The organism is Streptomyces sp. TLI_171 (genome assembly GCF_003610255.1).
Taxonomy (GTDB): Bacteria; Actinomycetota; Actinomycetes; order Streptomycetales; family Streptomycetaceae; genus Kitasatospora.
This window is the reverse complement of the sequence record NZ_RAPS01000001.1, coordinates 6,687,933-6,712,028: the sequence shown is the minus strand read 5'-3', so window position 1 is coordinate 6,712,028 and position 24,096 is coordinate 6,687,933. Positions and strand designations below refer to the sequence as shown.

The 24,096-nt window shown below is 73.7% G+C and carries 22 protein-coding genes; 11 read left to right on the top strand and 11 right to left on the bottom strand.

Annotation, left to right across the window (positions count from 1 at the left end):
- The first annotated feature begins 8 nt into the window (after positions 1-8).
- From BX266_RS29895 to BX266_RS29880, 4 genes are all read left to right on the top strand, one after another.
- On the top strand, positions 9-641 hold the full coding sequence (locus BX266_RS29895) for a TetR/AcrR family transcriptional regulator (RefSeq protein WP_180290662.1): 633 nt from the start codon (positions 9-11) through the stop codon (positions 639-641).
- A gap of 61 nt (positions 642-702) precedes the next feature.
- Positions 703-2,346 (top strand): BCCT family transporter, encoded by a 1,644-nt coding sequence (locus BX266_RS29890; RefSeq protein WP_099904845.1) that lies wholly within the window; start codon positions 703-705, stop codon positions 2,344-2,346.
- A 146-nt stretch (positions 2,347-2,492) separates the two neighbouring features.
- Positions 2,493-2,687, top strand: coding sequence for a hypothetical protein (locus BX266_RS29885; RefSeq protein WP_099904843.1), 195 nt, complete (start codon positions 2,493-2,495; stop codon positions 2,685-2,687).
- 71 nt (positions 2,688-2,758) lie between these two features.
- On the top strand, positions 2,759-2,974 hold the full coding sequence (locus tag BX266_RS29880) for a cold-shock protein (RefSeq protein ID WP_099904841.1): 216 nt from the start codon (positions 2,759-2,761) through the stop codon (positions 2,972-2,974).
- On the opposite strand, the gene BX266_RS29875 is transcribed toward BX266_RS29880, so the two are convergent.
- Positions 2,964-4,304 (bottom strand): DUF2398 family protein, encoded by a 1,341-nt coding sequence (locus BX266_RS29875; protein WP_180290661.1) that lies wholly within the window; start codon positions 4,302-4,304, stop codon positions 2,964-2,966. The genes BX266_RS29880 and BX266_RS29875 overlap by 11 nt on opposite strands.
- Before the next feature lie 143 nt (positions 4,305-4,447).
- On the opposite strand from BX266_RS29875, the gene BX266_RS29870 reads away from it, so the two are divergent.
- Both BX266_RS29870 and BX266_RS29865 read left to right on the top strand, forming a co-directional pair.
- Positions 4,448-5,323 (top strand): sterol desaturase family protein, encoded by an 876-nt coding sequence (locus BX266_RS29870; RefSeq protein ID WP_099904839.1) that lies wholly within the window; start codon positions 4,448-4,450, stop codon positions 5,321-5,323.
- Positions 5,320-6,024 (top strand): lysoplasmalogenase, encoded by a 705-nt coding sequence (locus tag BX266_RS29865; RefSeq protein WP_099904837.1) that lies wholly within the window; start codon positions 5,320-5,322, stop codon positions 6,022-6,024. The genes BX266_RS29870 and BX266_RS29865 overlap by 4 nt, the downstream gene beginning before the upstream one ends.
- A gap of 119 nt (positions 6,025-6,143) precedes the next feature.
- On the opposite strand, the gene BX266_RS29860 is transcribed toward BX266_RS29865, so the two are convergent.
- From BX266_RS29860 to BX266_RS29840, 5 genes are all read right to left on the bottom strand, one after another.
- On the bottom strand, positions 6,144-6,728 hold the full coding sequence (locus BX266_RS29860; protein ID WP_099904835.1) for a hypothetical protein: 585 nt from the start codon (positions 6,726-6,728) through the stop codon (positions 6,144-6,146).
- 159 nt (positions 6,729-6,887) lie between these two features.
- Entirely contained in the window at positions 6,888-9,161 is a 2,274-nt protein-coding gene (locus tag BX266_RS29855; RefSeq protein WP_099904833.1) for an FtsX-like permease family protein, read from the bottom strand.
- Positions 9,158-9,841 (bottom strand): ABC transporter ATP-binding protein, encoded by a 684-nt coding sequence (locus BX266_RS29850; RefSeq protein ID WP_099904831.1) that lies wholly within the window; start codon positions 9,839-9,841, stop codon positions 9,158-9,160. Before BX266_RS29850 ends, BX266_RS29855 begins: the two co-directional genes overlap by 4 nt.
- Entirely contained in the window at positions 9,838-10,365 is a 528-nt protein-coding gene (locus BX266_RS29845) for a PadR family transcriptional regulator (RefSeq protein ID WP_099904829.1), read from the bottom strand. Before BX266_RS29845 ends, BX266_RS29850 begins: the two co-directional genes overlap by 4 nt.
- 101 nt (positions 10,366-10,466) lie before the next feature.
- Entirely contained in the window at positions 10,467-10,841 is a 375-nt protein-coding gene (locus tag BX266_RS29840) for a MerR family transcriptional regulator (RefSeq protein ID WP_099904827.1), read from the bottom strand.
- A gap of 77 nt (positions 10,842-10,918) precedes the next feature.
- Here BX266_RS29840 and BX266_RS29835 point away from each other — a divergent pair, with 77 nt between their 5' ends.
- From BX266_RS29835 to BX266_RS29825, 3 genes are read left to right on the top strand one after another with little or no spacing between them, the layout of a single operon-like run.
- Positions 10,919-12,124, top strand: coding sequence for an MFS transporter (locus BX266_RS29835; protein WP_259465172.1), 1,206 nt, complete (start codon positions 10,919-10,921; stop codon positions 12,122-12,124).
- Positions 12,125-12,179: 55 nt separating this feature from the next.
- Positions 12,180-13,538, top strand: a complete 1,359-nt coding sequence (locus tag BX266_RS29830; RefSeq protein WP_218969352.1) for an NtaA/DmoA family FMN-dependent monooxygenase — start codon at positions 12,180-12,182, stop codon at positions 13,536-13,538.
- A complete protein-coding gene (locus BX266_RS29825) occupies positions 13,535-14,737 on the top strand; it encodes an LLM class flavin-dependent oxidoreductase (RefSeq protein WP_099904821.1) in 1,203 nt (400 codons plus the stop codon). The genes BX266_RS29830 and BX266_RS29825 overlap by 4 nt, the downstream gene beginning before the upstream one ends.
- A 7-nt stretch (positions 14,738-14,744) precedes the next feature.
- On the opposite strand, the gene BX266_RS29820 is transcribed toward BX266_RS29825, so the two are convergent.
- The 3 genes from BX266_RS29820 to BX266_RS29810 all read right to left on the bottom strand — a co-directional run bounded on the left by BX266_RS29820 (position 14,745) and on the right by BX266_RS29810 (position 18,680).
- Positions 14,745-15,548: an exodeoxyribonuclease III gene (locus tag BX266_RS29820; protein WP_259464916.1), complete on the bottom strand. Its 804-nt coding sequence runs from the start codon at positions 15,546-15,548 to the stop codon at positions 14,745-14,747.
- A 108-nt stretch (positions 15,549-15,656) separates the two neighbouring features.
- A complete protein-coding gene (ggt, locus tag BX266_RS29815; protein WP_099904817.1) occupies positions 15,657-17,447 on the bottom strand; it encodes a gamma-glutamyltransferase in 1,791 nt (596 codons plus the stop codon).
- Between the two features lie 126 nt (positions 17,448-17,573).
- Positions 17,574-18,680 carry an ROK family glucokinase gene (locus BX266_RS29810; protein ID WP_399170729.1) on the bottom strand — a complete coding sequence of 369 codons (1,107 nt, stop codon included), beginning with the start codon at positions 18,678-18,680 and terminating at the stop codon, positions 17,574-17,576.
- A 281-nt stretch (positions 18,681-18,961) separates the two neighbouring features.
- On the opposite strand from BX266_RS29810, the gene BX266_RS29805 reads away from it, so the two are divergent.
- A complete protein-coding gene (locus BX266_RS29805; protein ID WP_310794816.1) occupies positions 18,962-20,053 on the top strand; it encodes an alpha/beta hydrolase-fold protein in 1,092 nt (363 codons plus the stop codon).
- A 66-nt stretch (positions 20,054-20,119) separates the two neighbouring features.
- Here BX266_RS29805 and BX266_RS29800 read toward each other — a convergent pair whose 3' ends face one another.
- A complete protein-coding gene (locus tag BX266_RS29800) occupies positions 20,120-21,091 on the bottom strand; it encodes a glycoside hydrolase family 16 protein (protein WP_099904813.1) in 972 nt (323 codons plus the stop codon).
- A gap of 531 nt (positions 21,092-21,622) precedes the next feature.
- Positions 21,623-21,781, bottom strand: coding sequence for a hypothetical protein (locus BX266_RS38970; RefSeq protein ID WP_180290660.1), 159 nt, complete (start codon positions 21,779-21,781; stop codon positions 21,623-21,625).
- A 224-nt stretch (positions 21,782-22,005) separates the two neighbouring features.
- On the opposite strand from BX266_RS38970, the gene BX266_RS29795 reads away from it, so the two are divergent.
- Positions 22,006-24,096 carry a bifunctional polysaccharide deacetylase/glycosyltransferase family 2 protein gene (locus tag BX266_RS29795; protein ID WP_399171315.1) on the top strand — a complete coding sequence of 697 codons (2,091 nt, stop codon included), beginning with the start codon at positions 22,006-22,008 and terminating at the stop codon, positions 24,094-24,096.

Here is a 24,096-nt window from a genome sequence, read left to right as displayed (position 1 = left end):
TGGTTCGGGTGACCAAGGTTGACCTGTCACCCCGGCCGGTGGAGGCGATGTCCCCCCGTCAGCTCGAACGCCGCGGCTCTCTCCTGTCCGCCGCCCTGGCCCTGGTGACCGAGATCGGCGTGGAACGGCTCCAGATGAAACAGGTGTCGGAGCGCTCGGGAGTGGCTCTCGGCACCGCCTACCGGTACTTCTCGTCCAAGGATCACCTGCTGGCCGCGGCGATAGCGGACTGGCACCGGCTGCTGCTCGCCGACCTGGTCGGCGAGGTGGGGGCGGGGCGCAGCGCCTCGCCGACGGAGCGGGCGGTGCGGTTCGTGCGGCGGGGGATGCGGGCGTACCAGCGGCAGCCCGAACTGGCCCGGCTGCGGGTGGCGGTGGCGACGTCCACCGATCCGTTCGCCAGCGAGGCGCTGCAGGGGCTGGCGCGGGCGGACCGGGCGGCGCTGGGGGCGGTGATCCCGGAGGTCCCGCCGACCTCCGGGGAGTTGGTGCGGCACATGGTGGGGCACGCCTGGCAGGGCGAGTTGACGGCCTGGGTGACCGGCCGGACCACCCTGGACGACGCCCGCAACCGGCTGGAGGAGATGGTCCGGCTGGTGCTGACCCCGTACGAGCCCCCGCCGCTGCCGGCCGCCCGCTGACCGCCGGCCGTCCGGCGCGCCGTGCGCCGCGGCGGCCCGGTCTGTGGACATAGTGCGTCATATGTCCACGCCTGCCGAGCCTCCGACGGACCGTCGTTCGACCGCGCCGGACGCCGACGCCTTCCCGCTGGACCGGGTGGTGTTCGGGGTCGGCGCGGCGGCCGTGCTGGCGGTGGTGGCCTGGGGCGTGTTCGCCCAGGACTCGCTGAGCCGGGCGTCGGACGCCGCGCTGGCCTGGGTGCTGCACTCCTTCGGCTGGCTGTTCGTGGTCGCCGCGGACGTCTTCCTGGTGCTCGCGGTGGTGCTGGCGGTGAGCCGGTTCGGCCGGGTGCCGCTCGGGCGGGACGGCGAGCGGCCGGAATTCTCCACGCTGGCGTGGGTGGCGATGATGTTCTCCGCCGGCATGGGCATCGGCCTGCTGTTCTACGGCGTCGGCGAGCCGCTGCAGCTGTACGCGCAGCCGCAGCCGGGGTCCGGCCTCGCGCCGCAGACCCCGGCGGCGGCGCGGCAGGCGCTGGAGTTCTCGCTGTTCCACTGGACGCTGCACCCGTGGGCGATCTACGCGGTGGGCGGCCTGGCGCTGGCGTACACCACCTTCCGCAAGGGCCGGGGAAACCGGATGTCGGAGGCGTTCGTGCCGTTGCTGGGCGAGCGGCGGGTGCGCGGCTGGCCGGGCCGGGTGATCGACCTGCTGGCGGTGTTCGCCACCGTGTTCGGCTCGGCGACCAGCCTCGGCCTGGGCGCGATCCAGGTCGCGGGCGGCCTGGGCTACGTCTCGGACGTCCGGGCCACCGAGGGCGTCGAGCTGGTGGTGATCTCCGCGCTGGGCTCGGCGTTCGTGCTGTCCGCGATGTCGGGCGTGCACCGCGGGGTGAAGTGGCTGTCGACCACCAGCGTGGTGCTGGCGAGCCTGCTGATGCTGTTCGTGTTCTTGGTCGGCCCGACCGTCTTCGTGCTGGACGCGCTCCCGTCGACGATCGGCGGCTACCTGTCGAACCTGGCGGTGATGGCCACTCAGACCGGGGCGTTCACCGACGAGGACTGGCTGGGCACCTGGACGATCTTCTACTGGGCGTGGTGGCTGTCCTGGGCGCCGTTCGTCGGCACCTTCATCGCCCGGATCTCCCGCGGCCGGACGGTCCGTCAGTTCCTGGTCGGCGTGCTGCTGGTGCCGAGCGGCGCGACGGCGGTGTGGTTCGTGGTGATGGGCGGGTCGGCGATCCGCCTGCAGTCGACCGGCGCGGCCGACCTGGTCGCCACCCTTCCGAAGGGCGCGGACGCGGGCCTGTTCGCGATGCTGGAGGCGCTGCCGCTGGGCGCGGTGACCGGCGTGCTCGCGGTGCTGCTGGTGATGCTGTACTTCATCACCTCCGCGGACTCCGCCTCGCTGGTGCTCGGCTCGCTGTCCTCCGGCGGGGCGCTGCATCCGCGCACCTGGCTGGTGGTGGTGTGGGGCGTGCTGATGGCGGGCGTCGCGGCGGCGCTGCTGCTGGCCGGCGGGCTGACGGCGCTGCAGAACGCCACCATCCTGGTCGCGCTGCCGTTCGTGCTGGTGATGCTGGCGCTGTGCGTGGCGCTGGTCCGGGAGCTGCGGGCCGATCCGGCGGCCGGGCCGTCCCGGCTCCGCCCCTCGCACGGCCTGCGCGACGCGGTCGGTGCGAGCGTCGGCGAGGACTACCCGGAGCGGACCCGCCCACCCGAGTAGTCCGCGAGCGGAACTCTGTTGCGCACACCGACGATCACGCGTTCGACCTGCGGCGATGCGGGGGCGGCGGTTCCGACGCAAAGATCCCGTCCAGACTTCACCCGCGTTTCGCGACCGCGTAACACCTCACTGGAATGCTCGCTGCCATGAACGCCCGTACCGTCCCCGCCGCCTCGGAACCGCGCTTCCCGCTGCCCAGGCGCCACCGCCGGATGCTCGCCTGCGCCGCCGTTGCGGCCTCCGTCGCGCTGGGCTCCCTCGGGGTCGGCGCGACCGTGGAGACGGTCCGCCACCAGGTGCAGGTCTCCCGGGCGCAGGCCCCGCAGCAGCTGGGCCGCTGAGCCGGACGAGTGGTGGACGGCGCGGGCGCGCCGGATACTGAGGGTGACCGGCCTCCGAAGGGAGTCCCACCATGCAGACCGGCACCGTGAAGTGGTTCAACATCCACCACGCCTACGGCTACATCACCCCGGACTCGGGTGGCCCCGAGGTCGCCGTCTACTACGACTCGGTGCTCGCCGACACCGACGACGGCCACATCCTGCACCAGGGCCAGCGGGTCCGGTACGACGAGACGGTGCAGGAGTTCCGCCCGGTCGCCGAGCGGGTCCGCCCGGTCACCGGCTGACGTCCAGCAGCGCCGAGCTCGGCCGGGAGTGCCGGCCGGAGCCCTGCGCGGGCTGGAGATCGGCGCGCGGGGCGTAGCGGGCGGCGGGCGCGCGCAGCAGCCAGTTGCGGCCGGCGGGGGCGGCCAGGCCCATCCGGTGCAGCAGGTCGAGGGCGTCGCGGCGGAACGCGGCCAGGTCGGCGAGGTAGCCGGCGTCCCAGCCGGCGCTCATGCCGTAGTCGTCGGTGATGTCGCCGAGGGTGCCGTCGATCAGCGCGTCCGGGACCAGCACGGCGGGCGGCGCGGTGCCGCTGTCGGTGTCGACCGGGCGGAGGTCCTCGACCAGGCGTTCGGCGAGCAGCAGCGCGGCCTGGGCGAGGGTGCCGGGGCCGGGCAGGGCGAGGTCGGTGAGTTCGTCGGCGGGGTCGAGCAGGGCGACGCCCTCGGCCCGGATCTCGGCGGTCAGGCCGAGGAAGTCGGCGAATCGTTCCGTCTCGGCGGGGGCGGCGTCCAGCAGGTGCGCGCGTTCGGCGGGGGCGAGGTCGTCGAGCAGCACCACCGGCGTCTCGGCGAGCAGCCGGCGCACCGTCACCTCGGGGCCTGCGGGGGGCAGCGCGGGGGCGGTGAGCAGGTCGGCGGCGAGTTCGGCGGGCGCCCGCCACTGGTCGAGCAGCGCCCGGACCGCGGGCGGCGGGTCGCCGGCGCCGGCCAGCGCGCGGACCAGGGCGGCGTACCCGGCGGGGCCCAGGCCGGGCAGGCCGCGGCCGGGCAGCGGGGCCTTGTGCAGGCGGGCGTGCGCGGGGCCGAGGGTGAGCCGGTAGCCGAGCAGGGCGTGGAAGCGTTCGGCGAGGGTCTCGGCGTGCCGGCGGACCAGCGGGAGCGCGGCGCCGTGCGGGCCGTCGGCGGTGACCAGCGGGTGGGCCATCAGCAGCCGGGCGGCGGTGCGCAGTTCGGCGGTGGCGGCGAGGTCGCCGGAGGAGGCGGGGCGCTCGGGTTTGCGGTGCCGTCCGCCTCCGGTGGGGCGGCCGGGCGCGGCGGCGGGGGCTTCCCGGCGTATCCGGCGGTAGCCGAGCGGCCGGAACAGCGGCGAGGTGGAGTGGTGCACGGTCGGTCCGTGCCACCAGCTGGTGCCGGGCGCGGGCTCGGCCTGCTGGGGTGCGCCGCCGAGGTGCCGGGCCCCGTAGACGCCGAACGCGGCGGCGGCCAGCCGATCGGCGGCGGCCGGGTCGGCGGCCTCGAACCCGGCGGCCAACCGCTCGGCGGCGGAGGCGAGTTCGCTCGCCGTGCGACCGGTTCCCGGGCGCGGACGTGCGGCAGCAACGGGCCGGCCGGCCCCGGCTGTGCGCCCCATCCCCGTACCCCCGGTGGTCCTGACGGCCCCGACGGCTGCTTCGTGCCGCTCCATGTCGTCCCCAAGAGTAGACGCCGCACCACCCGCTACGCGCCGGTAACCACCTCTTCCGCTGGTCGCCGCCGTCCCCTATGGTTCCGGGCATGCCACACCTGCCCGACGTCGTGCTCTGGTCGATACCGGCCTTCGTGCTGCTCACCGTCCTGGAACTGGTCTCGTACCGCTTCCATCCGGACGAGGAGGAGCAGGGCTATGCCGCGAAGGACACCGCGACCAGTCTCGGCATGGGCCTGGGGTCGCTGCTGTTCGACGCCGGGTGGAAGATCCCGATCGTGGCGATCTACTCGTTCCTGTACGAGTTGACGCCGCTTCGGGTGCCGGTGCTGTGGTGGACGGTGCCGTTGATGCTGCTGGCGCAGGACTTCTTCTACTACTGGTCGCACCGCGGCCACCACGTGGTCCGGATCCTGTGGGCCTGCCACGTGGTGCACCACTCCAGCCGGCACTACAACCTCTCCACCGCGCTGCGGCAGCCCTGGACCTCGGCCACCAGCTGGGTGTTCTACGTGCCGATGATCCTGGCCGGCGTGCACCCGGCGGCGCTGGCGTTCTGCTCCTCGGCGAACCTGGTCTACCAGTTCTGGATCCACACCGAGCGGATCGGGAAGCTGCCCCGCCCGTTCGAGTACCTGTTCAACACCCCCTCGCACCACCGGGTGCACCACGCCTCGCAGGGCGGCTACCTGGACCGCAACTTCGGCGGCATCCTGATCGTCTTCGACCGGATGTTCGGCTCCTTCGCGGCGGAGGCCGAGCGCCCGGTGTACGGCCTGACCAAGAACATCGGCACCTTCAACCCGCTGAGGGTCGCCACCCACGAGTACGCCTCGATCGCCCGGGACGTCCGCGCCGCCGCCACCTGGGGCGACCGGCTGCGCCACCTGGCCAAGGGCCCGGGCTGGCAGCCCGCCCCGCGCACCGAGGGACCCGCCGCCGGACCGGAGAGTGCCGCCGCATGAACCCCGCCGCCCGCGACCCGCGCACCGCGCGGGCGCTGCTGATCGCCTTCGCCGCCGTCTCGGCCGCGCACCTGCTGGCGATCGCCGTCCAGCTGCACCCGCTGCAGTACGCCACCAAGCCGGCGCTGATGCCGCTGCTGGCCGCCTGGGTGTGGGCGCTCGGCCGGCCCGGCACGCCCGCCCTGCTGGTCCCCGCGCTGCTGTTCGGCGCGGGCGGCGACATCCTGCTGGAGATCGGCGGCACCGTCGCGTTCCTGGCCGGCATGGGCTCCTTCGCGGCCGGCCACGCCTGCTACGTGACCATGTTCGTGAAGCTCGGCGCGCTCGCCGACCGCCGCCGCGCGCTGCTCGCCGGAGGCTGCTACGCGGTGGCCTGGGCGGTGCTGATCGTGCTGCTCTGGCCGGGCCTGGACGCCGGCATGCGGATCCCGGTCGCGTTCTACAGCCTGCTGCTGGCCTCCACCGCGGTGACCGCCTCGCAGATCAACTGGCGGGCCGGACTGGGCGGGGCGCTGTTCCTGCTCTCCGACACCCTGATCGCCACCGACCTGGCGGACTGGAAGCACCTGCCCGCGCACAGCTTCCTGATCATGCTCACCTACCTGGTCGGCCAGTACCTGCTGACCACCGGCGCCCTGCAGCGCACCGCCGCCGCGGCGCCCGTGGCCGAGCGCGGCGCCGCCGCGGCGGCCACCGACTGACGTCCCGTCGACACGCGCGAGGGGCGGCACCCGTCGATCGGGTGCCGCCCCTCGTTCGTGCCGAGGGCCGCGGGGACACGCGGCCTGCCGCGGACGGTGGGCGCGTCGCGGTCGGCCGCTCAGGAGGTCCGGCCGGCCGCACCCCGGCGGCGCAGCAGCCAGAACCCGCCGATGCCGGCGGCGACCAGCGCGCCGCCGGCGGCCAGCTGCCGCCCGTCGACGCCGACCGAGCCGCCCAGGCCGGTCTCCACGCCGCCGTGCGGGACCTTGGCGCCCTCCCAGGCGCCGGCCCCGGCCTCGGCGGTGCCGGTCGAGGCGACCGCGATGGCCACCGCGCCGACGAAGCTGTCGCCGTTCGGGCACTTGCCGTCGATGCCCCACGACGAGTCGCCGGTGGTGCGTTTGGCGATCGCGCCGGCCATCTCCTGCTCGGAGATGACGGTCGCGTTGCCGGAGTACTTGCCGTCCGGGCCCACGCTCAGCGTGGTCGAACCGCCGGCGAAGGCCGCCGAGGTGGCGGTGACGGACTTCTCCGTGCTGGTCGCACAGGTCACGCTGACCGCCACCGACTGCCCGGGCTGTGCCTGCGCCGGGCTGACCCAGGCGGGTTCGCTGCCCTTCGCGGACGCGGGGGCGGCGGCGGTCAGGCCGAACAGGACGGTGGTGCCGAGCAGAGCGGCGGCGGCGGTGCGCGTCGGGCGCATGCCGTACCTCCAGGGGTCGGGGATGGGGCAGCGGCGCTCCGTGCCCGCTCCGCTACCACGGGTTGCCGACCACGCTAGGCAGTGTCCCGGACGGCGGCGATCCCGCAAGGCCGTTCGAGTCCGCACGATGTTCCGGACCCGAACAACCCCGGGGCCCGCTCACTCGTTGCGCGCGGTCTCCGGCCCGGTGATCCGGCGCAGCAGCGGCAGCGTGGACCCGATGATCGCCAGCGCCGCGGCCAGCCCCGCCGCCACCGTCAGGTAGTAGCCGCCGCCGAGCGCGTGCAGCGAGTACCGCAGCTGCGAGCGCAGGAACAGGTCGGCGGCCAGCAGCCCGACGCCGATCGCCACCGCCGACACCAGCACCAGCGGCACCGCGGACTCCAGCACCACCACCCGCCGCAGCATCCCCAGCGGCACCCCGGTCAGCCGCAGCAGGCTGAACGGCCGCTTCCGCTCGCCCAGCGCCGCGGCGACGCTGACCGCCAGACTGCACCCCGCGATCGGGAAGGTCGCCAGGATCACCACGTTCGCGAGCTGCTGATAGCCCCTCAGCTCCGACTCCGACAGCCGCATCCCCTCCGCCAGCGTCATCGACTGCCGGATCGCCGGGTACGCGGTGTCCACCAGGGTCCTGGCCCGCTCCACGGCGGCCTGCGAACCGTCGGTCGCCACGATCACGTTCACCACCGGCAGCGCCGCCGCCCGGGCCGCCGAGTACGGGGCGGCCGGCCACACGGAGCCGGAGTTGTCCCGGAAGCCGCTCCACACGGACGCCACGTACGCGGTCTCGGCCCCCGGCGCGCACCGGCCGAACACCCGCACGGCGGCCAGCTCCCGGCAGTCCGCCACCTCCCCGGCCCGGGTCTCGCCGTCGACCTGGATCGGCACCGTCCGGCCCGCCGGGTGCACCAGCAGGGTGCCCGTCACCCCGGGCAGCGCGTGCAGCCCCGCCAGCAGCTCGGGCGGCGCGGGCCGGCCGGCCGAGACCGGGCCGCCCTCGTCCGAGTAGCCGTTGCTCAGGAAGTTCGTCAGCACGTGCTCGTACTGCGGGCCGCCCGGGGGACGGCCGCGTTCGGCGGTCATCGTGCCGATGATCCCGATCGTCGCGCTCATCACCAGCAGCGCCAGCACCAGGCCGCTGACCGCGCGGAAGCCGGCCGTCGGGTTGTCCGCGAGCCGGCGCACCGCGATCAGCGTCGCCGGCCGCTGGGTGCGCCGGGCCAGCAGCGCCGCCGCCCGGCCGGTCAGCCACGGCCCTGACAGCACCAGGCCGAGCATGATCAGCCCGAACGCCGACAGGTAGCCCCGGGTCTGGCCCTGGACGGTGGACGGGTGCCACAGCAGGAACAGCACCAGCTCGGCCAGCCCCGCCACCAGCGGGACCACCCGCCACGCCCGCGGCGGCTTCGGCGTCACCCGGCGGCTCACCCCCAGCGGGGAGATCCGCACCCGGCGCAGCGCGATCCGCGCCGCGACCGCCGCCGCGGCCGGGACGCCCACCGCGACGGCGGCGATCTGCCAGGGCGTCAGCGCCAGGTCCGAGGTGAAGAACCGGTCGCCGCTCAGCGACATCTCCGCGACCCGGCCCCGCACCGCGAGGAACGGCAGGAAGCCGAGCAGCACGCCCGCCGCGGCGGCCGCCGTCGCCTCCACCGCGGACACCACCGAGACCTGCCTGGGGGTCGCACCCACCAGCCGCATCGCGGCGAACCGGCGCTCGCGCTGAGTGGCCGTCAGGCGGGTCGCGGTGCCGATCAGGATCAGCACCGGGAACACCAGCGCGCCCGTCGCCACCGTCAGGATCAGCTCGGTGCCACTGGACTTGATGCCCACCACGCAGTCGTCGCACCGGTCCGGCGAGACGGCGGCGACCTGGTCCACCAGCGCCGCGCCCGGCAGCGCCCGGAGGTCCTCCGGGCTGCGTCCCACCAGCGCGACCAGGCTGTCCGGGGCGGGCAGCGCGTCCTTGCCCAGGATCCCGATCCGCTGTCCCGGGAACCGGTCCCCGAGCTGCGCCGCGGGTGTCCGGTCCACCAGTTCCGCCAGCGCGGGCGACAGGTAGTACTCGCCCGCCGCGGGCATCCGCGGCACTCCGGGCGGGAGGGCGGCCCGCGGCCCGGTGAGCGCGACGTCCACCCGGCCGATCTCGCGGCCCTGGAAGGTGTCCCGCCTGGTCAGCCACCACATCGGGTCGACCGGACCGGTCGCGCCGGAGGCGGCGGGGCTCTCCCCCGCCGCCTCCCGAACGGCGGAGGTGAAGCCGGTGTTGAACCAGGCGTAGCGGGTGTTCTGGGTGTGGACGGCGTTGACGGCCGCGAGGGTGGTGAGCAGCAGGCCGACGCCGATGGCGACCGCGGCGGCGGTGACGGCGAGGCGGGCGAGCGCTTCGCGTCCGCCGCTGACGGCGAGCCGGAGACCGAGGCGGATCATGAGGCGAGCCGTCCGGTGAGGGAGGTGGCGCGGCCGTCGCGGACGATGGTCTCGCGGTCGGCGTAGGCCGCGATCCGGGCCTCGTGGGTGACCAGGACGACGGTGGTGCCCTGGTCGCGGGCGGCGGTCACCAGCAGGTCCATCACGTGTTCGCCGGTCAGCGAGTCGAGCGCGCCGGTGGGCTCGTCGGCGAACAGCACACGCGGTTCGGCGACCAGTCCGCGGGCGAGCGCGACGCGCTGGGCCTGGCCGCCGGAGAGCTCGCCGGAGCGGCGCCGTTCGAGCCCGTCCAGGCCGAGGCGCGGGAACCAGTCGCGGGCCCGGGCGAGCGCGGCGGGGCGCTTGACGCCGCCGAGCAGCAGCGGCAGGGCGACGTTCTCCTCGGCCGTCAGTTCCGGTACCAGCTGGCCGAACTGGAAGACGAAGCCGAAGGCGTCGCGGCGCAGCGCGCTGCTTTCCTGCTCGCCGAGGCGGTCGATCCGGCGGCCGTCGAAGTGGATCTCGCCGCTGTCGGGGGTGAGGATGCCGGCCAGGCAGTGCAGCAGGGTGGACTTGCCGGAGCCGCTGGGGCCCATCACGGCGAGGATCTCGCCGGCGTCGACGGCGAGTTCGGCGCCGCGCAGGGCGGGGGTCTCGCCGAAGGCGAGGGTCACGGCGCGGGCTTCGATCAGCGGGGTCATTTCTTGGCCACCTCCGCGGCGAGGGCGTCGAGTCGGGCTGCGGTGAGGTCGATCCAGCGCAGGTCGGATTCCAGGTGGAACAGGCCGTGGTCGGCGAGCAGCGCGTCGACCAGGCTGCCGGACCGCTTGATCTCGGTGAGTTCGCGCATCCGCTGCAGGTGGGCGGCGCGCTGGGTGTCGAGGTAGTGCTCGGCGTCCCGGCCGAGCATCAGCGCCAGCACGACCTTGCTGAACAGCACGGTCTGCAGGTGGGGTTCGGCGGCCACGGGTTCGCGCAGCCAGTCCTCGAACTCGGTGGCCCCGGTCTCGGTGATCACGTACCGCTTCCGGTCCGGTCCGTCGCCGGCCTCCGGTTCGCCGACCACCACCTTCCCGTCCCGGGCGAGCCGCCCGAGGGTCGCGTACACCTGGCCGAAGGGCAGTGGTTTTCCGCGTCCGAAGAAGGCGTCGTAGTCGCGCTTCAGGTCGTATCCGTGGCTGGGCTCGCGTTCGAGCAGCCCGAGCAGGGTGAGGGGAACGCTCATGATCGGAGCCTACGCCGCGGGTAGACTCCGCGTCTATACACTCAGAGGATACGCGGTCGTGGATCTCCGGACCTGGGCCTGCGCGACTGGTTGACGACCCGTCAGGACGGTTGCGCGGCGGGCGGGGTGACGGCGGCCAGGTACTCGGTGACCGCGTCGCGGTTGCGGACCAGGCAGTCGATGCGCTCGGTCATCCGGTCGCGCTCGGCGGTCAGCGTGGCGAGCATCTCCGGCGTCGCGTCGGGGAAGTGGATGGCGCGGGGCTTGTCGAGGCAGGGCAGGATCTGCTTGATGATCCGGGTCGGCAGGCCGGCGTCGAGCAGCCCGCGGATCTGCAGCACCCGGTCCGCCAGACGGTCGTCGTACTCCCGGTAGCCGTTCGCGGCCCGGGTGGAGACGATCAGCTGCTGCTCCTCGTAGTACCGCAGCAGCCGGCGGGAGGTACCCGTGCGGCTCGACAGCTCTCCGATGCGCATGTGGCCCACCTCACACCCGGCTCCGTTGACCCTCACACTGGTGTGAGGGTTTCACGATAGCCGCCATGAGCATCCGGATGCCAACAGAATCAGCGACAGAAACCCCTTCCGGCAGGGGAGTTCGGGCGCACGGGCTACCGATGGCGGCGCTGCTGGCGCTGGCCACCGCGGTCTTCCTCACCAGCCTGACCGAGACCCTGCCAGCGGGCGTGCTGCCTGCGATGAGCGCCGACCTGGGAGTCGGCGAGTCGGCCGCCGGCCAGACGGTGACCGTCTACGCCGTCGGCACCGCGCTCACCGCGATCCCGCTGACCGCCGCCACCGCGGCCTGGCGGCGCAGGCCGCTGCTGCTGACGGCGATGGCCGCGTTCGCCGTCGCCAACACGGTCACGGCCTGGTCGGCGAGCTATCCGCTCACCATGGCGGCCCGGTTCCTCGCCGGGGTGGCCGCGGGGCTGGCCTGGGCGCTGCTGGCCGGGTTCGCCCGCCGGCTGGTGCCGGCCCGCCTGGAGGGGCGGGCGGTCGCGGTGGTGATGGCCGGCATCCCGGTGGCGCTGTCGCTGGGCGTCCCGGCCGGCGCGTTCCTGGCCCGGGCGGTCGACTGGCGGGTGGCGTTCCTGGCGATGACCGTGCTCGCGCTGACGGTGATCGGCTGGATCGCCGTCGCGGTGCCGGACCACCCCGGGCGGCGGGGCGAGCGGGCGGGCGGGATCCTGCGGGTGCTGTCGGTGCCCGGGGTCGCGCCGGTACTGTTCGTGACACTGGTCTTCGTCCTGGCCCACACCGTCCTTTACGCGTACATCGCCGCCTACCTCGACCGGCTCGGCATGGGCGGCGCCACCGACCTGGTGCTGCTGGTCTTCGGGGGCGCCTCGCTGCTGAGCATCTGGATCACCGGCGCCCGGATCCACCGCGACCTGCGGCTGCTGACCGTCCTCGGCGCGGTGCTGGTCGCGCTCGCCGCCGCGCTGCTGGCCCTGCTGTCCGACTCGCCCGCCCTGGTGTACCTCGCGGCGGCGCTCTGGGGTCTGGGCTGGGGAGGCGTGCCGACCCTGCTGCAGACGGCGGGCGGCGACGCCGCCGGCGAGCACGCGGACGCCGCCCAGGCGGCGCTGGTCACGCTCTGGAACACGGCCATGGCGGGCGGCGGCGTGCTCGGCGGGCTGCTGCTCGACACGGCCGGCGTCGCCGCGCTGCCCTGGGCCGTCCTGGTGCTGATCGCCCCGGTGCTCGCCGTCGTCCTCAGGGCGCGGGCGCACGGCTTCCCCGCCCGGCGCCGCTGACCCTCGCCCCCTCCCCCGTTCCGTCATCCGCTCCCAGGAGGCCGTACCGGTGCCCGTGAAACAGATCCACCTCGCCGCCCAACTCCCCAGCGTCCAGCACCACACCGTCTGGTCGGACCCGAGGTCCGGGAGCCAGATCGCGTTCGACTCCTTCGAGCGGCTCGCGCGGACCGCCGAACGCGGCAGGTTCGACTTCTTCTTCCTCTCCGAGGGACTGCGGCTGCGCGAGCACAAGGGCCGCATCCACGACCTCGACGTGGTCGGCCGCCCCGAGTCGCTGACCGTGCTGAGCGCCCTCGCCGCCGTCACCACCCGGCTCGGGCTGGCCGCGACCGTCAACTCGACCTTCAACGAGCCCTACGAGGTGGCCCGCCGGCTGGCCACCCTGGACCACCTGAGCGGGGGCCGGGCCGGGTGGAACGTGGTGACCAGCTGGGATGCCTTCACCGGCGAGAACTTCCGCCGCGGCGGCTACCTCGCCGAGGCCGACCGCTACACCAGGGCCGCCGAGTTCCTGCGGGCCGCGCGCACGCTCTGGGACAGCTGGCGGCCGGGCGACGTCCTGGCCGACGCCTCGGCCGGGCGCTTCCTGCGCGACGGCGCGGGCCGGTTCGCCCACCACGGCCGGCACTTCGACATCGCCGGCCGGTTCACCACCCCGCGACCGCCGCAGGGGCACCCGGTGATCATCCAGGCCGGGGACTCCGAGCAGGGCCGCGAGTTCGCCGCCGCCGACGCCGACGTGATCTTCAGCCGGCACAGCACCCTGGAGGGCGGCCGGGCCTTCTACCGGGACGTCAAGGGCCGGCTCGCCAGGTACGGCCGCGACCCGGCCGACCTGAAGATCATCCCCTCGGTCACGTACGTGCTCGGCGACACCCCCGCCGAGGCCGCCGAACGCGCGACCGAACTCGGCCGGGCCCAGGTCGGCCCGCAGACCGCGCTGATGCTGCTGGAGGCCCTCTGGGGCCGGGACCTGTCCGATCACGACCCGGACGGGCCGCTGCCCCGGCTGGACCCGCGGCCGGACGCCGTCCTCACCCAGGGACACACCGAGTACCGCAAGGGCCGTGCGGAGACGGTCCGCCGGTGGCGCGAGCTCGCCGACGCCCGCGGGCTGAGCATCCGCGAGACGGTGATCGCGGCCACCGCCCGGCCCACCTTCGTCGGCACGGCCCGTCAGATCGCCGACGCCATGAACGAGTTCGTGCAGACCGACGCCGCCGACGGCTTCGTCTTCGTGCCGCACCTGACGCCTACCGGACTGGACGAGCTGGTGGACCGGGTGGTGCCGCTGCTCCAGGAGATGGGCGTCCACCGCGCCGAGTACACCGGCCCGACGCTCCGCGACCACCTCGGGCTGAAGCCGCCCCGCGAGTCCCGGGACCGACCCGCTGTGAAGGAGTTCCGATGACCCGTCTGCACCTCGCCGTCGCCCTGGACGACACCGGCTGGCACCCGGCGTCCTGGCGCGAACCCGGCGCCCGGCCCGCCGAGGTCTTCACCGCCCGCTACTGGGCCGACCTGGTCCGCGAGGCGGAGCGCGGCCTGCTCGACTTCGTCACCGTCGAGGACGCGCTCGGGCCGCAGTCCGCCGCGTTCCACCTCCCCGACGACCGCACCGACCAGCTCCGCGGCCGGCTCGACGCCGTCCTGCTGGCGGCCTCGCTGGCGCCGCTGACCTCGCACATCGGCCTGGTCCCGACCACCAACGTCACCCACACCGAGCCGTTCCACCTCTCCACCGGCATCGCCTCGCTGGACCACGCGAGCCGCGGACGGGCCGGCTGGCGGCCGCAGATCACCTTCCGCGCGGCCGACGCCGCGCACTTCGGCCGCCGGACCACCCCGCAGCTGACCGCGGCCGACCTCCGCGACCCCGAGCTGATCGCCGCCCGGCTGCGCGACCTGTTCGCCGAGGCCCACGAGGTCGTCGAAGCCGTCGGCCTGCTCTGGGACAGCTGGGAGGACGACGCCGAGATCCGCGACCGCCCGACCGGCCGCTTCGTCGACCGCGACAAGCTGCACCGGATCGACTTCGCGGGCGAGCACGTCCGGGTCCGCGGCCCCTCGATCACCCCGCGCCCGCCGCAGGGCCGGCCGCCGATCACCGTGCTCGCCCACGCGAGCACCCCCTACGAACTGGCCGCCGCCCGCGCCGACCTGGTCTACCTCACCCCCCACTCGCGGGCGGGCGCCGTGACCGAGCTGGCCGCCGTCGACCGGGCCCGGCAGCTGGTCGGCCGCCCGCCCGGCGACCCGCTGCTCGCCTTCGCCGACCTCGTGGTCCTGCTCGACGACCGGCCCGGCCGCGCCGCCGCCCGCCTGCGACGGCTGGACGACACGGACGGCGCCCAGTACACCTCGGACGCCGAGATCTTCGCCGGCACTCCGGGGGACCTCGCCGACCTGCTCCTGGACCTGCGGGCAGCCGGACTCGACGGCTTCCGCCTGCGTCCCGCGGTGCTCCCGCACGACCTGGCCGCGATCACCACCGCCCTGGTCCCCGAACTCCAGCGCCGGGGCGCGTTCCGCACCGGCTACGAGGCAGCCACCCTCCGCGGCCTGCTCGGCCTGCCCCGGCCCGCGGGCCGGTGGGCGCCGCGGGCCTGACGGCCGGTCAGACGTCCAGGTCGACGACCACCGGGGCGTGGTCGGAGGTGCCCTTGCCCTTGCGGGCCTCGCGGTCGACGTAGCTGTCGGAGACGGCGTCGACGAAGGGCTTGTTGGCGTAGGTGAGGTCGATCCGCATGCCGCGGTTCTTCGGGAAGGCCAGCTGGCGGTAGTCCCAGTAGGTATAGGGGCGGTCGTACTTGAGCGGGCGGGGGACCACGTCCTGCAGGCCGATCTCCTGAAGGGCCGTCAGGGTGGCGCGCTCCGGGGCGGTGACGTGGGTGAGGCCCTCGAACGCGGCGACGTCGAAGACGTCCTCGTCGGTGGGGGCGATGTTGAAGTCCCCGAGCACCGCGAACGGACGGCTGCCCGCCGCGTCCTCGCGGACGGCGTCGCGCAGCGCGGCCAGCCACTCCAGCTTGTACCGGTAGTGGGCGTGGTCGACCTCGCGGCCGTTGGGCACGTACACCGACCAGACCCGGACGGGGCCGCAGGTCGCGGCGACGGCGCGCGGCTCGACGACCGGGAGCATCGCGTCCTCGGCGAGGTACCCGGGCTGGCCGGGCAGGTCGCGGACCACGTCGGCCAGGCCGATCCGGGACAGCACGGCGACACCGTTCCACCGGCCGGTGCCGTGCACCGCGGACTCGTAGCCGAGCTCGGCGATCGCCTCGGCCGGGTACGCCTCGGCGGTGCACTTGAGTTCCTGCAGGCAGAGCACGTCCGGCTTGGCGGACTCCAGCCACTCCAGCAGCTTGGGCAGCCGGGCGGTGACGGAGTTGATGTTCCAGGTGGCGATGCGGACGGTCACGGCGGCCTTCCCTCGGCGGTGCGGACGGACGGGGCTCCCGGCGGCGGGCCGGGCACCCCGTCCGAACATACCGCCCGCCGCCGACAGCGCCGGGCAGGCGACGGCGGCTCAGTGCGAGGGCCGCACCACCCCCGCCGCTCCCCCGCCGCGCCGGACGGGTTCGGCGGCGGCCACCCAGCGGCCGTCCGGCAGCCGTTCCACGCCGGTCGCGGCGCCGATCTCCGGGGTGGCGGCGAAGACGTGGCCCATCGCCTGGAGCTTCGCCGCCTCCGGCGAGGCGAGGAAGGCCGGTTCGGCCTGGGTGGCGGCCGTGTTGCGCTGGCTGGCGCGCGGTGCGGCGATCGCCTGTTCCAGCGTCAGACCGCGGTCCACCCGGCCGGTCAGCACCTGGAGGACGGTGGTGATGATGGTCGCGCCGCCGGGCGAGCCGAGCGCCAGGTAGGGCTGCCCGTCGCGCAGCACCACGGTCGGCGAGATCGAGGAGCGCGGCCGCTTGCCCGGGCCGGGCAGGTTGGGGTCGGGGACGCCCGGGGTGAGCGGGGTGAAGTTGAAGTCCGTCAGCTCGTTGTTCAGCAGGAACCCGCGGCCGGGGACGGTGATGCCGCTGCCGCCGGTCTGCTCGATGGTCAGCGTGTACGCCACCACGTTGCCCCAGCGGTCGGCGACCGTCAGGTGCGTGGTGCTCTGGCCCTCGTACGGTTCGACGGCCGGCTGCCCGCTGCTCGCGCACGCCGCCGGGTGGTACGGGTCGCCCGGGGCGAGCGGGCTGGTCAGCGCGTGCTGCGGGTCGATCAGGCAGGCCCGGGCGGCGCCGTACGCCGGGTCCAGGAGTTGACGGGTCGGCACCTGGACGGCCCGCGGGTCCCCCACCCAGCGGTTGCGGTCGGCGAACGCGATCCGGCTCGCCTCCAGGTACTGGTGGTCGTACGCGGCCGGGTCGCCGAGCGCGGACGCGCCGTTCGCGGCCAGGATGTTCAGCGCCTCGCCGACGGTCGTCCCGCCGGACGAGGACGGGGCGATGCCGTACACGTCCAGGCCCCGGTAGCCGACGTGCGTCGGCTCCTGCTGCCGGACCTGGTAGCCCGCCAGGTCGGCGGCGTCGATCCGGCCCGGGCGGGCGTCGCGGCCGGACGCCGGGTCCACCGGCGGGTGCTGGACGGTGCGCACGATGTCGGCGCCGATCGGGCCGCGGTACAGCGCGGCCGTGCCGGTTCGGCCCAACTCGCGGTAGGTCGCGGCCAGATCGGGATTGCGCAGGGTCGAGCCCACGGCCGGGAGCCCGCCGTTCGGCAGGAACAGCGCGCGGGTGGCCGGGAAGTCCTGGAACCGGGCCTGGTTGGCGGCGGTCTGGTCCTGGAAGGTCCGGTCGACCGTGAAGCCGCGGTCGGCGATCCGCTCGGCGGGCTTCAGCACCTCCGCCAGACCGCGGGTGCCCCAGCGGCGCAGCGCCTCCTCCCAGGTCGCGGCGGTGCCCGGCACGCCCACGGACAGGCCGCTGGTGACGGCGTCCGCGAACGGCAGGGGGGCGCCGTTCTCCAGGAACAGCGAACTGTCGGCGGTGCGCGAGGCGACCTCGCGGCCGTCCAGCGTGGACACCTTGCCGGAGCGGGCGTCGTAGTAGACGAAGTACCCGCCGCCGCCGATGCCCGCCGAATAGGGCTCGGTCACCCCGAGGGCGGCGGCCGTCGCCACCGCGGCGTCCACCGCGTTGCCGCCCCGCCGCAACACCTCCAGCCCGGCGGCGGTCGCGTCCGCGTCCACACTGGCCACCGCCCCGCCCCGCCCCACCGCCTCGGCCTGTTTCACCGCAGCGGCCTGCCCGGCCTCCGCGGGGGCGGTGGTGCACAGCAGTCCGGTGACGAGCGCGAGCGTAGGAACGAGACGGGCGAGGGCACCCATGCGGCCTCCCTGAGACGGCGTCAGTCCCCCGTTCTCCCACACCCGCCGTGCACCGGACAACAGCACCTTCGGCCAACTGCGCGCAAGACGCCCGCGGCGGGCGGGGCGAGGCTCACCGTGCGGGGGTCAGCGGTTGGTGGCGCGTTCCACTCGGCGGCGTTTGACGGTGCGGAAGCGGCGGGCCACCTGGCGGGCCAGGTCGGCGGCGCCGACGAGGCCGGCCTCGTTGCCGAGGGCGGCGTGGACGATCCGGGCCTCGGGGCGGAAGCCCCGGCCGGTGAGGGTGCGGCGGAAGGCGTCCTGGGCGGGGCCGAGGAGCAGGTCGCCGGCCTCGCTGACGCCGCCGCCGATGACGAAGCGTCCGGGGTCCAGGGCGGCGGCCAGGTTGGCGATGCCGACGCCGAGCCAGCGGCCGACCTCGTAGAGGAGTTCGACGGCGACGGCGTCGCCCTCGCGGGCGGCCTCGGTGACCAGCGGCCCGGTGATGCCGAGCGGGGAGCCGCCGGCCCGGGCGAGCAGCGGCTGGACCACGGGGGATTCCTCGGCGGCGAGTTCGCGGGCTTCGCGGACCAGGGCGTTGCCGGAGGAGTACTGCTCCCAGCAGCCGCGGTTGCCGCAGGGGCAGCGGTGGCCGCCGGGCACCACCTGCATGTGGCCGAACTCGCCGGCCAGGCCGTGCTTGCCGCGGTCGACGTGGCCGTCGCGGACGACCGCGCCGCCGATCCCGGTGCCGAGGGTGATCATCACCATGTGGTCCTCGCCGCGTCCGGCGCCGAACCGCCATTCGGCCCAGGCGGCGGCGTTGGCGTCGTTCTCGACCACCACGGGGAAGCGCAGCCGGGAGCTGAGCGCCTGCTGCAGCGGTTCGCCGCGCCAGTTGAGGTGCGGGGCGAACAGCACCGTGGAGCGTTCGGCGTCGACCCAGCCGGCCGCGCCGACGCCGACGGCGTGCACGTCGTGCTTGTCGGCGAGTTGCAGCACCAGGTCGACGATGACGTCCTCGACCACCTTGGGGCTCTTGCTCTTGTCGGGGGTCTCGGTGCGCAGCCGGTCGACCACGCGGCCGTCGCCGTCGACCACGCCGGCGACCACCTTGGTGCCGCCGATGTCCACGCCGATGGTGGGCAGGCGGAGCACGCCGGCGGGCAGGGTGCGCCGGCGGCGCTCGGCGCGCGGGCCGAGGCCCAGCAGGTTGGGCAGGACGGGGCGGGCGGAGCCGCTTGCTGTGGTCACGTGATGAATGCTCCTGGATTCGGTAAAAGGTGCGGCCCGCAGGTGGAGCGGTGTCGGCGAACTGGCAGACTGAGCCCCGAACGCACAGCGGATTCTCACGAAAACGTGATGTACCTCTCAGGTTTCTGCGGGTGTCGACAGCAACTGATCGTGTGTTTGACGCAGTCTGACAAGTGTGATGCGCGAACCGGGGGACCGTGCCCCGGACGGCCGGACGACCCGATTCGAGAGACCCGATGCAGCTGACAGGCACCCCGTTCCTTCTTTTCACGATCGTCCTGGTGCCGGTCTCGATCGCGGTGGCGCTCCTGCTGTGGAGCCGGGTGAGAGGTCCGAAGCCCGTTCAGGCCCTTTCCAGGATCGTGATGCTGCTGTTCTGTCAGATCACCGCGGTCATGATGGTGTTCGTCATGGTGAACAACGCCAACCTGATCTACGGCAGCTGGGACGACCTGCTCGGCACCGGAAACCACGTCCGGGCGGTGCCGAACGTGCAGGCCGAGACGGTCGGCGCGTCGGGCGGCCCGGGGACGCCGGGCAGCGACGGCCAGCACGCCAAGGTGATCCAGCGGTTCGCCCCGGTCGGGGACCCGAAGGTGCCGAACGACGTGCAGACCACCGACCTGAAGGGCGCGGTCTCCGGCGTCGACGGCGAGGTGCTGGTCTGGCTGCCGCCGCAGTACAACGACCCGGCGTACAAGGACCGGACCTTCCCCGTGGTGGAGCTGCTGCCGGGCTGGCCGGGCTCGTCCAAGACCTGGTTCGGTACGCTGCGGGTGTCGGAGCAGTTGAAGCCGATGATGCAGAGCGGCCAGGTCGCCCCGTTCATCCTGGTCTCCCCGCGCACCAACCTGCTGGGCGACAGCACCGACACCGGGTGCGCGGACGTGCCGGGCAAGGTCAACGCCGACGCGTGGCTGTCCCGGGACGTCCCGCAGATGGTGCTCGACAACTTCCGCGCCGATCCGTCGGCGGACCGCTGGGCGGTGGCCGGCTACTCGGCGGGCGGGCACTGCGCCGCCAAGTTGGCCCTGGAGCACCCGAACCGGTACCGCGCGGGCGTCAGCCTGTCCGGTTACAACGACCCGGCGGCCGAGGACCGGTCGCTGACCGCCAAGGACCCGCACCTGCGGGAGGTCTCCAACCCGCTCAACATCCTGAAGTCCGCCAAGACCCCGCCGAAGACCGCCCTGTACATCAGCGGCAACCGCGGCGACGGCCTTGAGGCGGGCGAGGCCCTGAAGGCCGCCGCCAAGGCCCCGACCACGGTCACCGTCCAGGAGACCTCGGGCTCGCACAGCAGCGACGTCTGGAAGCCGATGGTCCCGGGGGTCTTCAGCTGGCTGACGTCAGTGATCCCGGCCAACCACTGACCCGCCGTCACGGGAGGGGCCCGGTCCGGACCGTGCGGTCCGGCCGGGCCCTCGCCGTGAGCGGAGTCAGGACTTCGGCAGGGTGTTCACGTAGTCGGTGCCGGCGGCGTAGAACTCGTCCACCGTCTTCTGGACATCGGCCTTGGACACGGCCTGGTCGGCCTTGTAGTAGAACCAGTTGACCTTCATGTCCCAGGTGCGGGTGGCGCCGAGCGAGGGGAGCAGGTCGATGAACCAGTTGCTGAAGTGGACGTCGACGTTCTCCCGGGCGATGTACTTCCCGGTGCTGGTGAACAGGTCCTTGCCGTCCAGCGAGTAGGTGACCTTTCCGTCGACGGCGGTGATCATCATCAGGTGCCAGCCCTCCAGGTGCTGCTTGAGGGCGTGGGTGACCCGGTCCGGCGGATCCGACTTGAACCAGCTGGTGGTGTCCAGCTGCGGGCCGACCGAACCCCATCCGCCGTTCGGCATGTACTCGTAGTCGAGTTCGCTGTAGTTCGCCGAGCCGTCCGAGGGGGAGATCGGGAAGAAGGTCTGCACGACGTGGTCGCCGTTGCGCCCGGAGGCGGGCTTGTCGCTGAGGTAGATCCGGGCGGCGTAGGTGCCGTTGAGCAACCGGCTGCCGGTGCTCTGCACCTCGACCTGCTTGGTGCCCTGGGCGGTTCCGTCGGTGGAGGACCGCAGCTGCATGATCCGGCCGCCCTGCGCGGTGGTGTCCGAGGGGAAGGCCGCGCCGGCCGCGGTCCAGGTGTCCTTGACTCCCGGGCCGCCGGCGCCGTCCCGGACCTCCCAGCCGTGCGCCTGGAAGGCCGGGTCGTCGGGGCCGCTGTAGTGGAAGGAGTCGAACAGGGTTCCCGGCGGGCCGGTCGGCGTCGGCGAGGCGCTGGTGGCGGGTGCCGCCTTGGCCTCCCCGCCCGCGGCGGGCGCGGCGGTGCCGCCGGCAGGACCGCTGGAGCACCCGGCGAGCGTGCACAACAGCGTCGGCAGGGCGAGCACGCTCCACGCGCGGTGACGGGGACGGAGGCGGGGCTTGCTCACACGAGCTCCTTGCGGCGTGGCGGCGGACCTGGACCCGTCCTCGACACGGACAGACGGCTGATCAGATGAGGCGGTCATCCTAACGGGGCGCGCAAGACCGGCCGTTCGGCACCCGGTGGCGCCTTGGCGGACATGTGGCAAGGTCAACGGTCCGCACACGGCTGCCTACCGTTACACCCCAGTAGTCATCTCGATCCGATTACAACACTGCGACGGCCAGTGCCAAATCAGGACATCGCCACCCATTCGCCTCAGGTTGGTGGACTAGCGTTCGGCCTACGCTCCCGCGGTCTACGTACCCTGCACTGAAAGGCCTCGCAAGGTGCGCCCTGTCATGACTCCTCCTGAACGCGGATCGGCGCACCCCGAAGCCCCGGCCGACCCCGGCGCCGAGCCCGATGAGCCGCTACCCGAACCGGTGTTCGTCGACCAGTCGGGTCTGCGCGGCCGTCTGCTGCGCGGGCTGGGCTGGCCGGTGTCGGTGGTGGGGGCCGTCCTGGCGGTCGCCATGGGCGGCAGCCTGATCGGCGTTCAGGCGGACGCCCCGGCCATGGGGATACCGCCCCAGCCCTCGCTGTCCCCCTCGGCCGCACCCTCGCCCTCGCCCTCCTCGTCGCCGTCGCCGTCGGCGTCCCCGTCGAAGAGCGCCACCCGGCCCACGGCCCCCACCACGAAGAGCTCGGGCACCACGAAGCCCACCGCGTCGAAGTCCGCCGCCGGATCTCACGGATCGACGCCCTCGTCGAGCTCTTCGACTCCCAAACCCTGACGGCCCGGCCTCCCTGAGAGCAGGCCGCTCGGGCGGTCGGCCGTCGCCGGATCGTTTGCACCACCCATCCCCAGGAGCGTCATTGTCCCGCCACCAGCGCCGCCGGCAGTCCCTGCTCAGGCCGCGCCGACTGGCCGCGCCGCCGCTGCGCTTCGTCATGCCGCTGTCCCTGCTGGCATGCCTGCTCGCTCTGCTGGTCCTTCGCGGCCTGGCCACCAACGAGGTGTTCCACGACACCCGGATCGCCCAGTCGGTGGACAAGACGACGGTGCCGGAGGACCTCCTCAAGGGCGGCCCCGTCATCGACGCGCGCGGCAGCAAGAACACCGCCCCGGTCAGCTACCGGATCCCCGACAAGACCGTGGTGCTGAGCTTCGACGACGGCCCTTCCCCGGAATGGACCCCGAAGATCCTCAAGGTGCTCGCGGCGCACGACGTCCGCGCGGACTTCTTCGTGACCGGTTCGATGACCACGCGCAACCCGGACCTGATCCGGCAGATCGTCGCGGGCGGCCACGAGATCGGCCTGCACACCTTCACCCACCCCGACCTGGCCTACCAGTCGCACGCCCGGATCAGCTGGGAGCTCGCGCAGACGCAGCTGGCCCTGGCCGGCGTCGCGGGCGTGCACAGTTCGCTGTTCCGGCCGCCGTACTCGTCCGACGCCTCCGCGATGGACGACTGGAACTATCCCGTCATCAAGTACGTGGGTGCGCACGGCTACCTGACGGCGTTCATCGACCGCGACACCGACGACTGGAAGCGCCCCGGCGTGGACGAGATCGTCAAGGCCGCGATGCCGACCAAGCCCGGCGCGGGCGAGCTGATCCTGCTGCACGACGCGGGCGGCGACCGCGCCGAGACCGTCGAGGCGCTCGAGCAGATCATCGTCAAGCTGCAGGGCGAGGGGTACCGCTTCACCACCATCTCGGACGCCCTCGGCGCCACCAGCGCCATGGTGCCGGTGCACGGCTTCCAGCTGTGGGCGGGCAAGGGCTTCATCCTGGCCACCCACATCGCCGTGGTCACGCTGCCGCTGCTGGTCGCGCTGCTCGCCCTGGTCGGGTTCCTCAACTTCGGCCGCTTCGCGCTGATGCTCGTCCTCGCGCCCGTCCACGCCCGCCGCGCCAAGCGGCGGGACGCCTGGGGACCACCCGTCACCGAGCCGGTCACCGTCCTCGTCCCGGCCTACAACGAACGCGAGTGCATCGCCAACACCCTCAACTCCTTGGCCGCCAGCGACTATCCGATCGAGGTCATCGTCATCGACGACGGCTCGACGGACGGCACCGCGGACATCGTGGAGGAGATGGACCTGCCGTTCGTCCGGCTGATCCGCAAGGTCAACGGCGGCAAGCCGAGCGCGCTGAACGCCGGAGTCGCGGCCGCCGCGCACGACATCGTGGTGATGATGGACGGCGACACCGTCTTCGAGCCCTCCACCGTGCGCGAGCTGGTCCAGCCGTTCGGCAACCCGGGGATCGGCGCGGTCGCGGGCAACGCCAAGGTCGGCAACCGCGACAGCCTGATCGGCGCCTGGCAGCACATCGAGTACGTCCTCGGCCACAACCTGGACCGGCGGATGTACGACGTCCTCAACGTGATCCCGACCATCCCCGGCGCGGTGGGCGCGTTCCGCAAGGAGGCCCTGCGGGCGGTCGGCGGGATGAGCGACGACACCCTCGCCGAGGACACCGACATCACCATGGCGGTGCTCTGCGAGGGCTGGCGGATCGTCTACGCCGAGCGCGCCCGGGCCTGGACCGAGGCCCCCGCCAGCCTCCAGCAGCTCTGGTCGCAGCGGTACCGGTGGAGCTACGGCTCCATGCAGGCCATGTGGAAGCACCGCCGCGCGGTGATCTCCCGCGGCCCGGCCGGTCGCTTCGGACGGATCGGCCTTCCGCTGGTGGTGCTGTTCGGCGTGGTCGCGCCGCTGCTGGCGCCGCTGGTCGACCTGTTCCTGCTCTACGGGGTGCTGTTCGGGGACACCCCGATCACGCTCGGCAGCTGGGGCGGCTTCATCCTGCTCCAGTCGGTGCTGTCCTGGTACGCCTTCCGGCTGGACCGCGAGAAGCCGTGGCACCTGATCAGCCTTCCGCTGCAGCAGGTGGTCTACCGGCAACTGATGTACATCGTCCTGCTGCAGTCCACGATCACCGCGTTCACCGGTGGCCGGCTGCGCTGGCAGAAGCTCCGGCGCACCGGCGAGGTCGCCGCTGCCCCGGTGGAGGCGTGA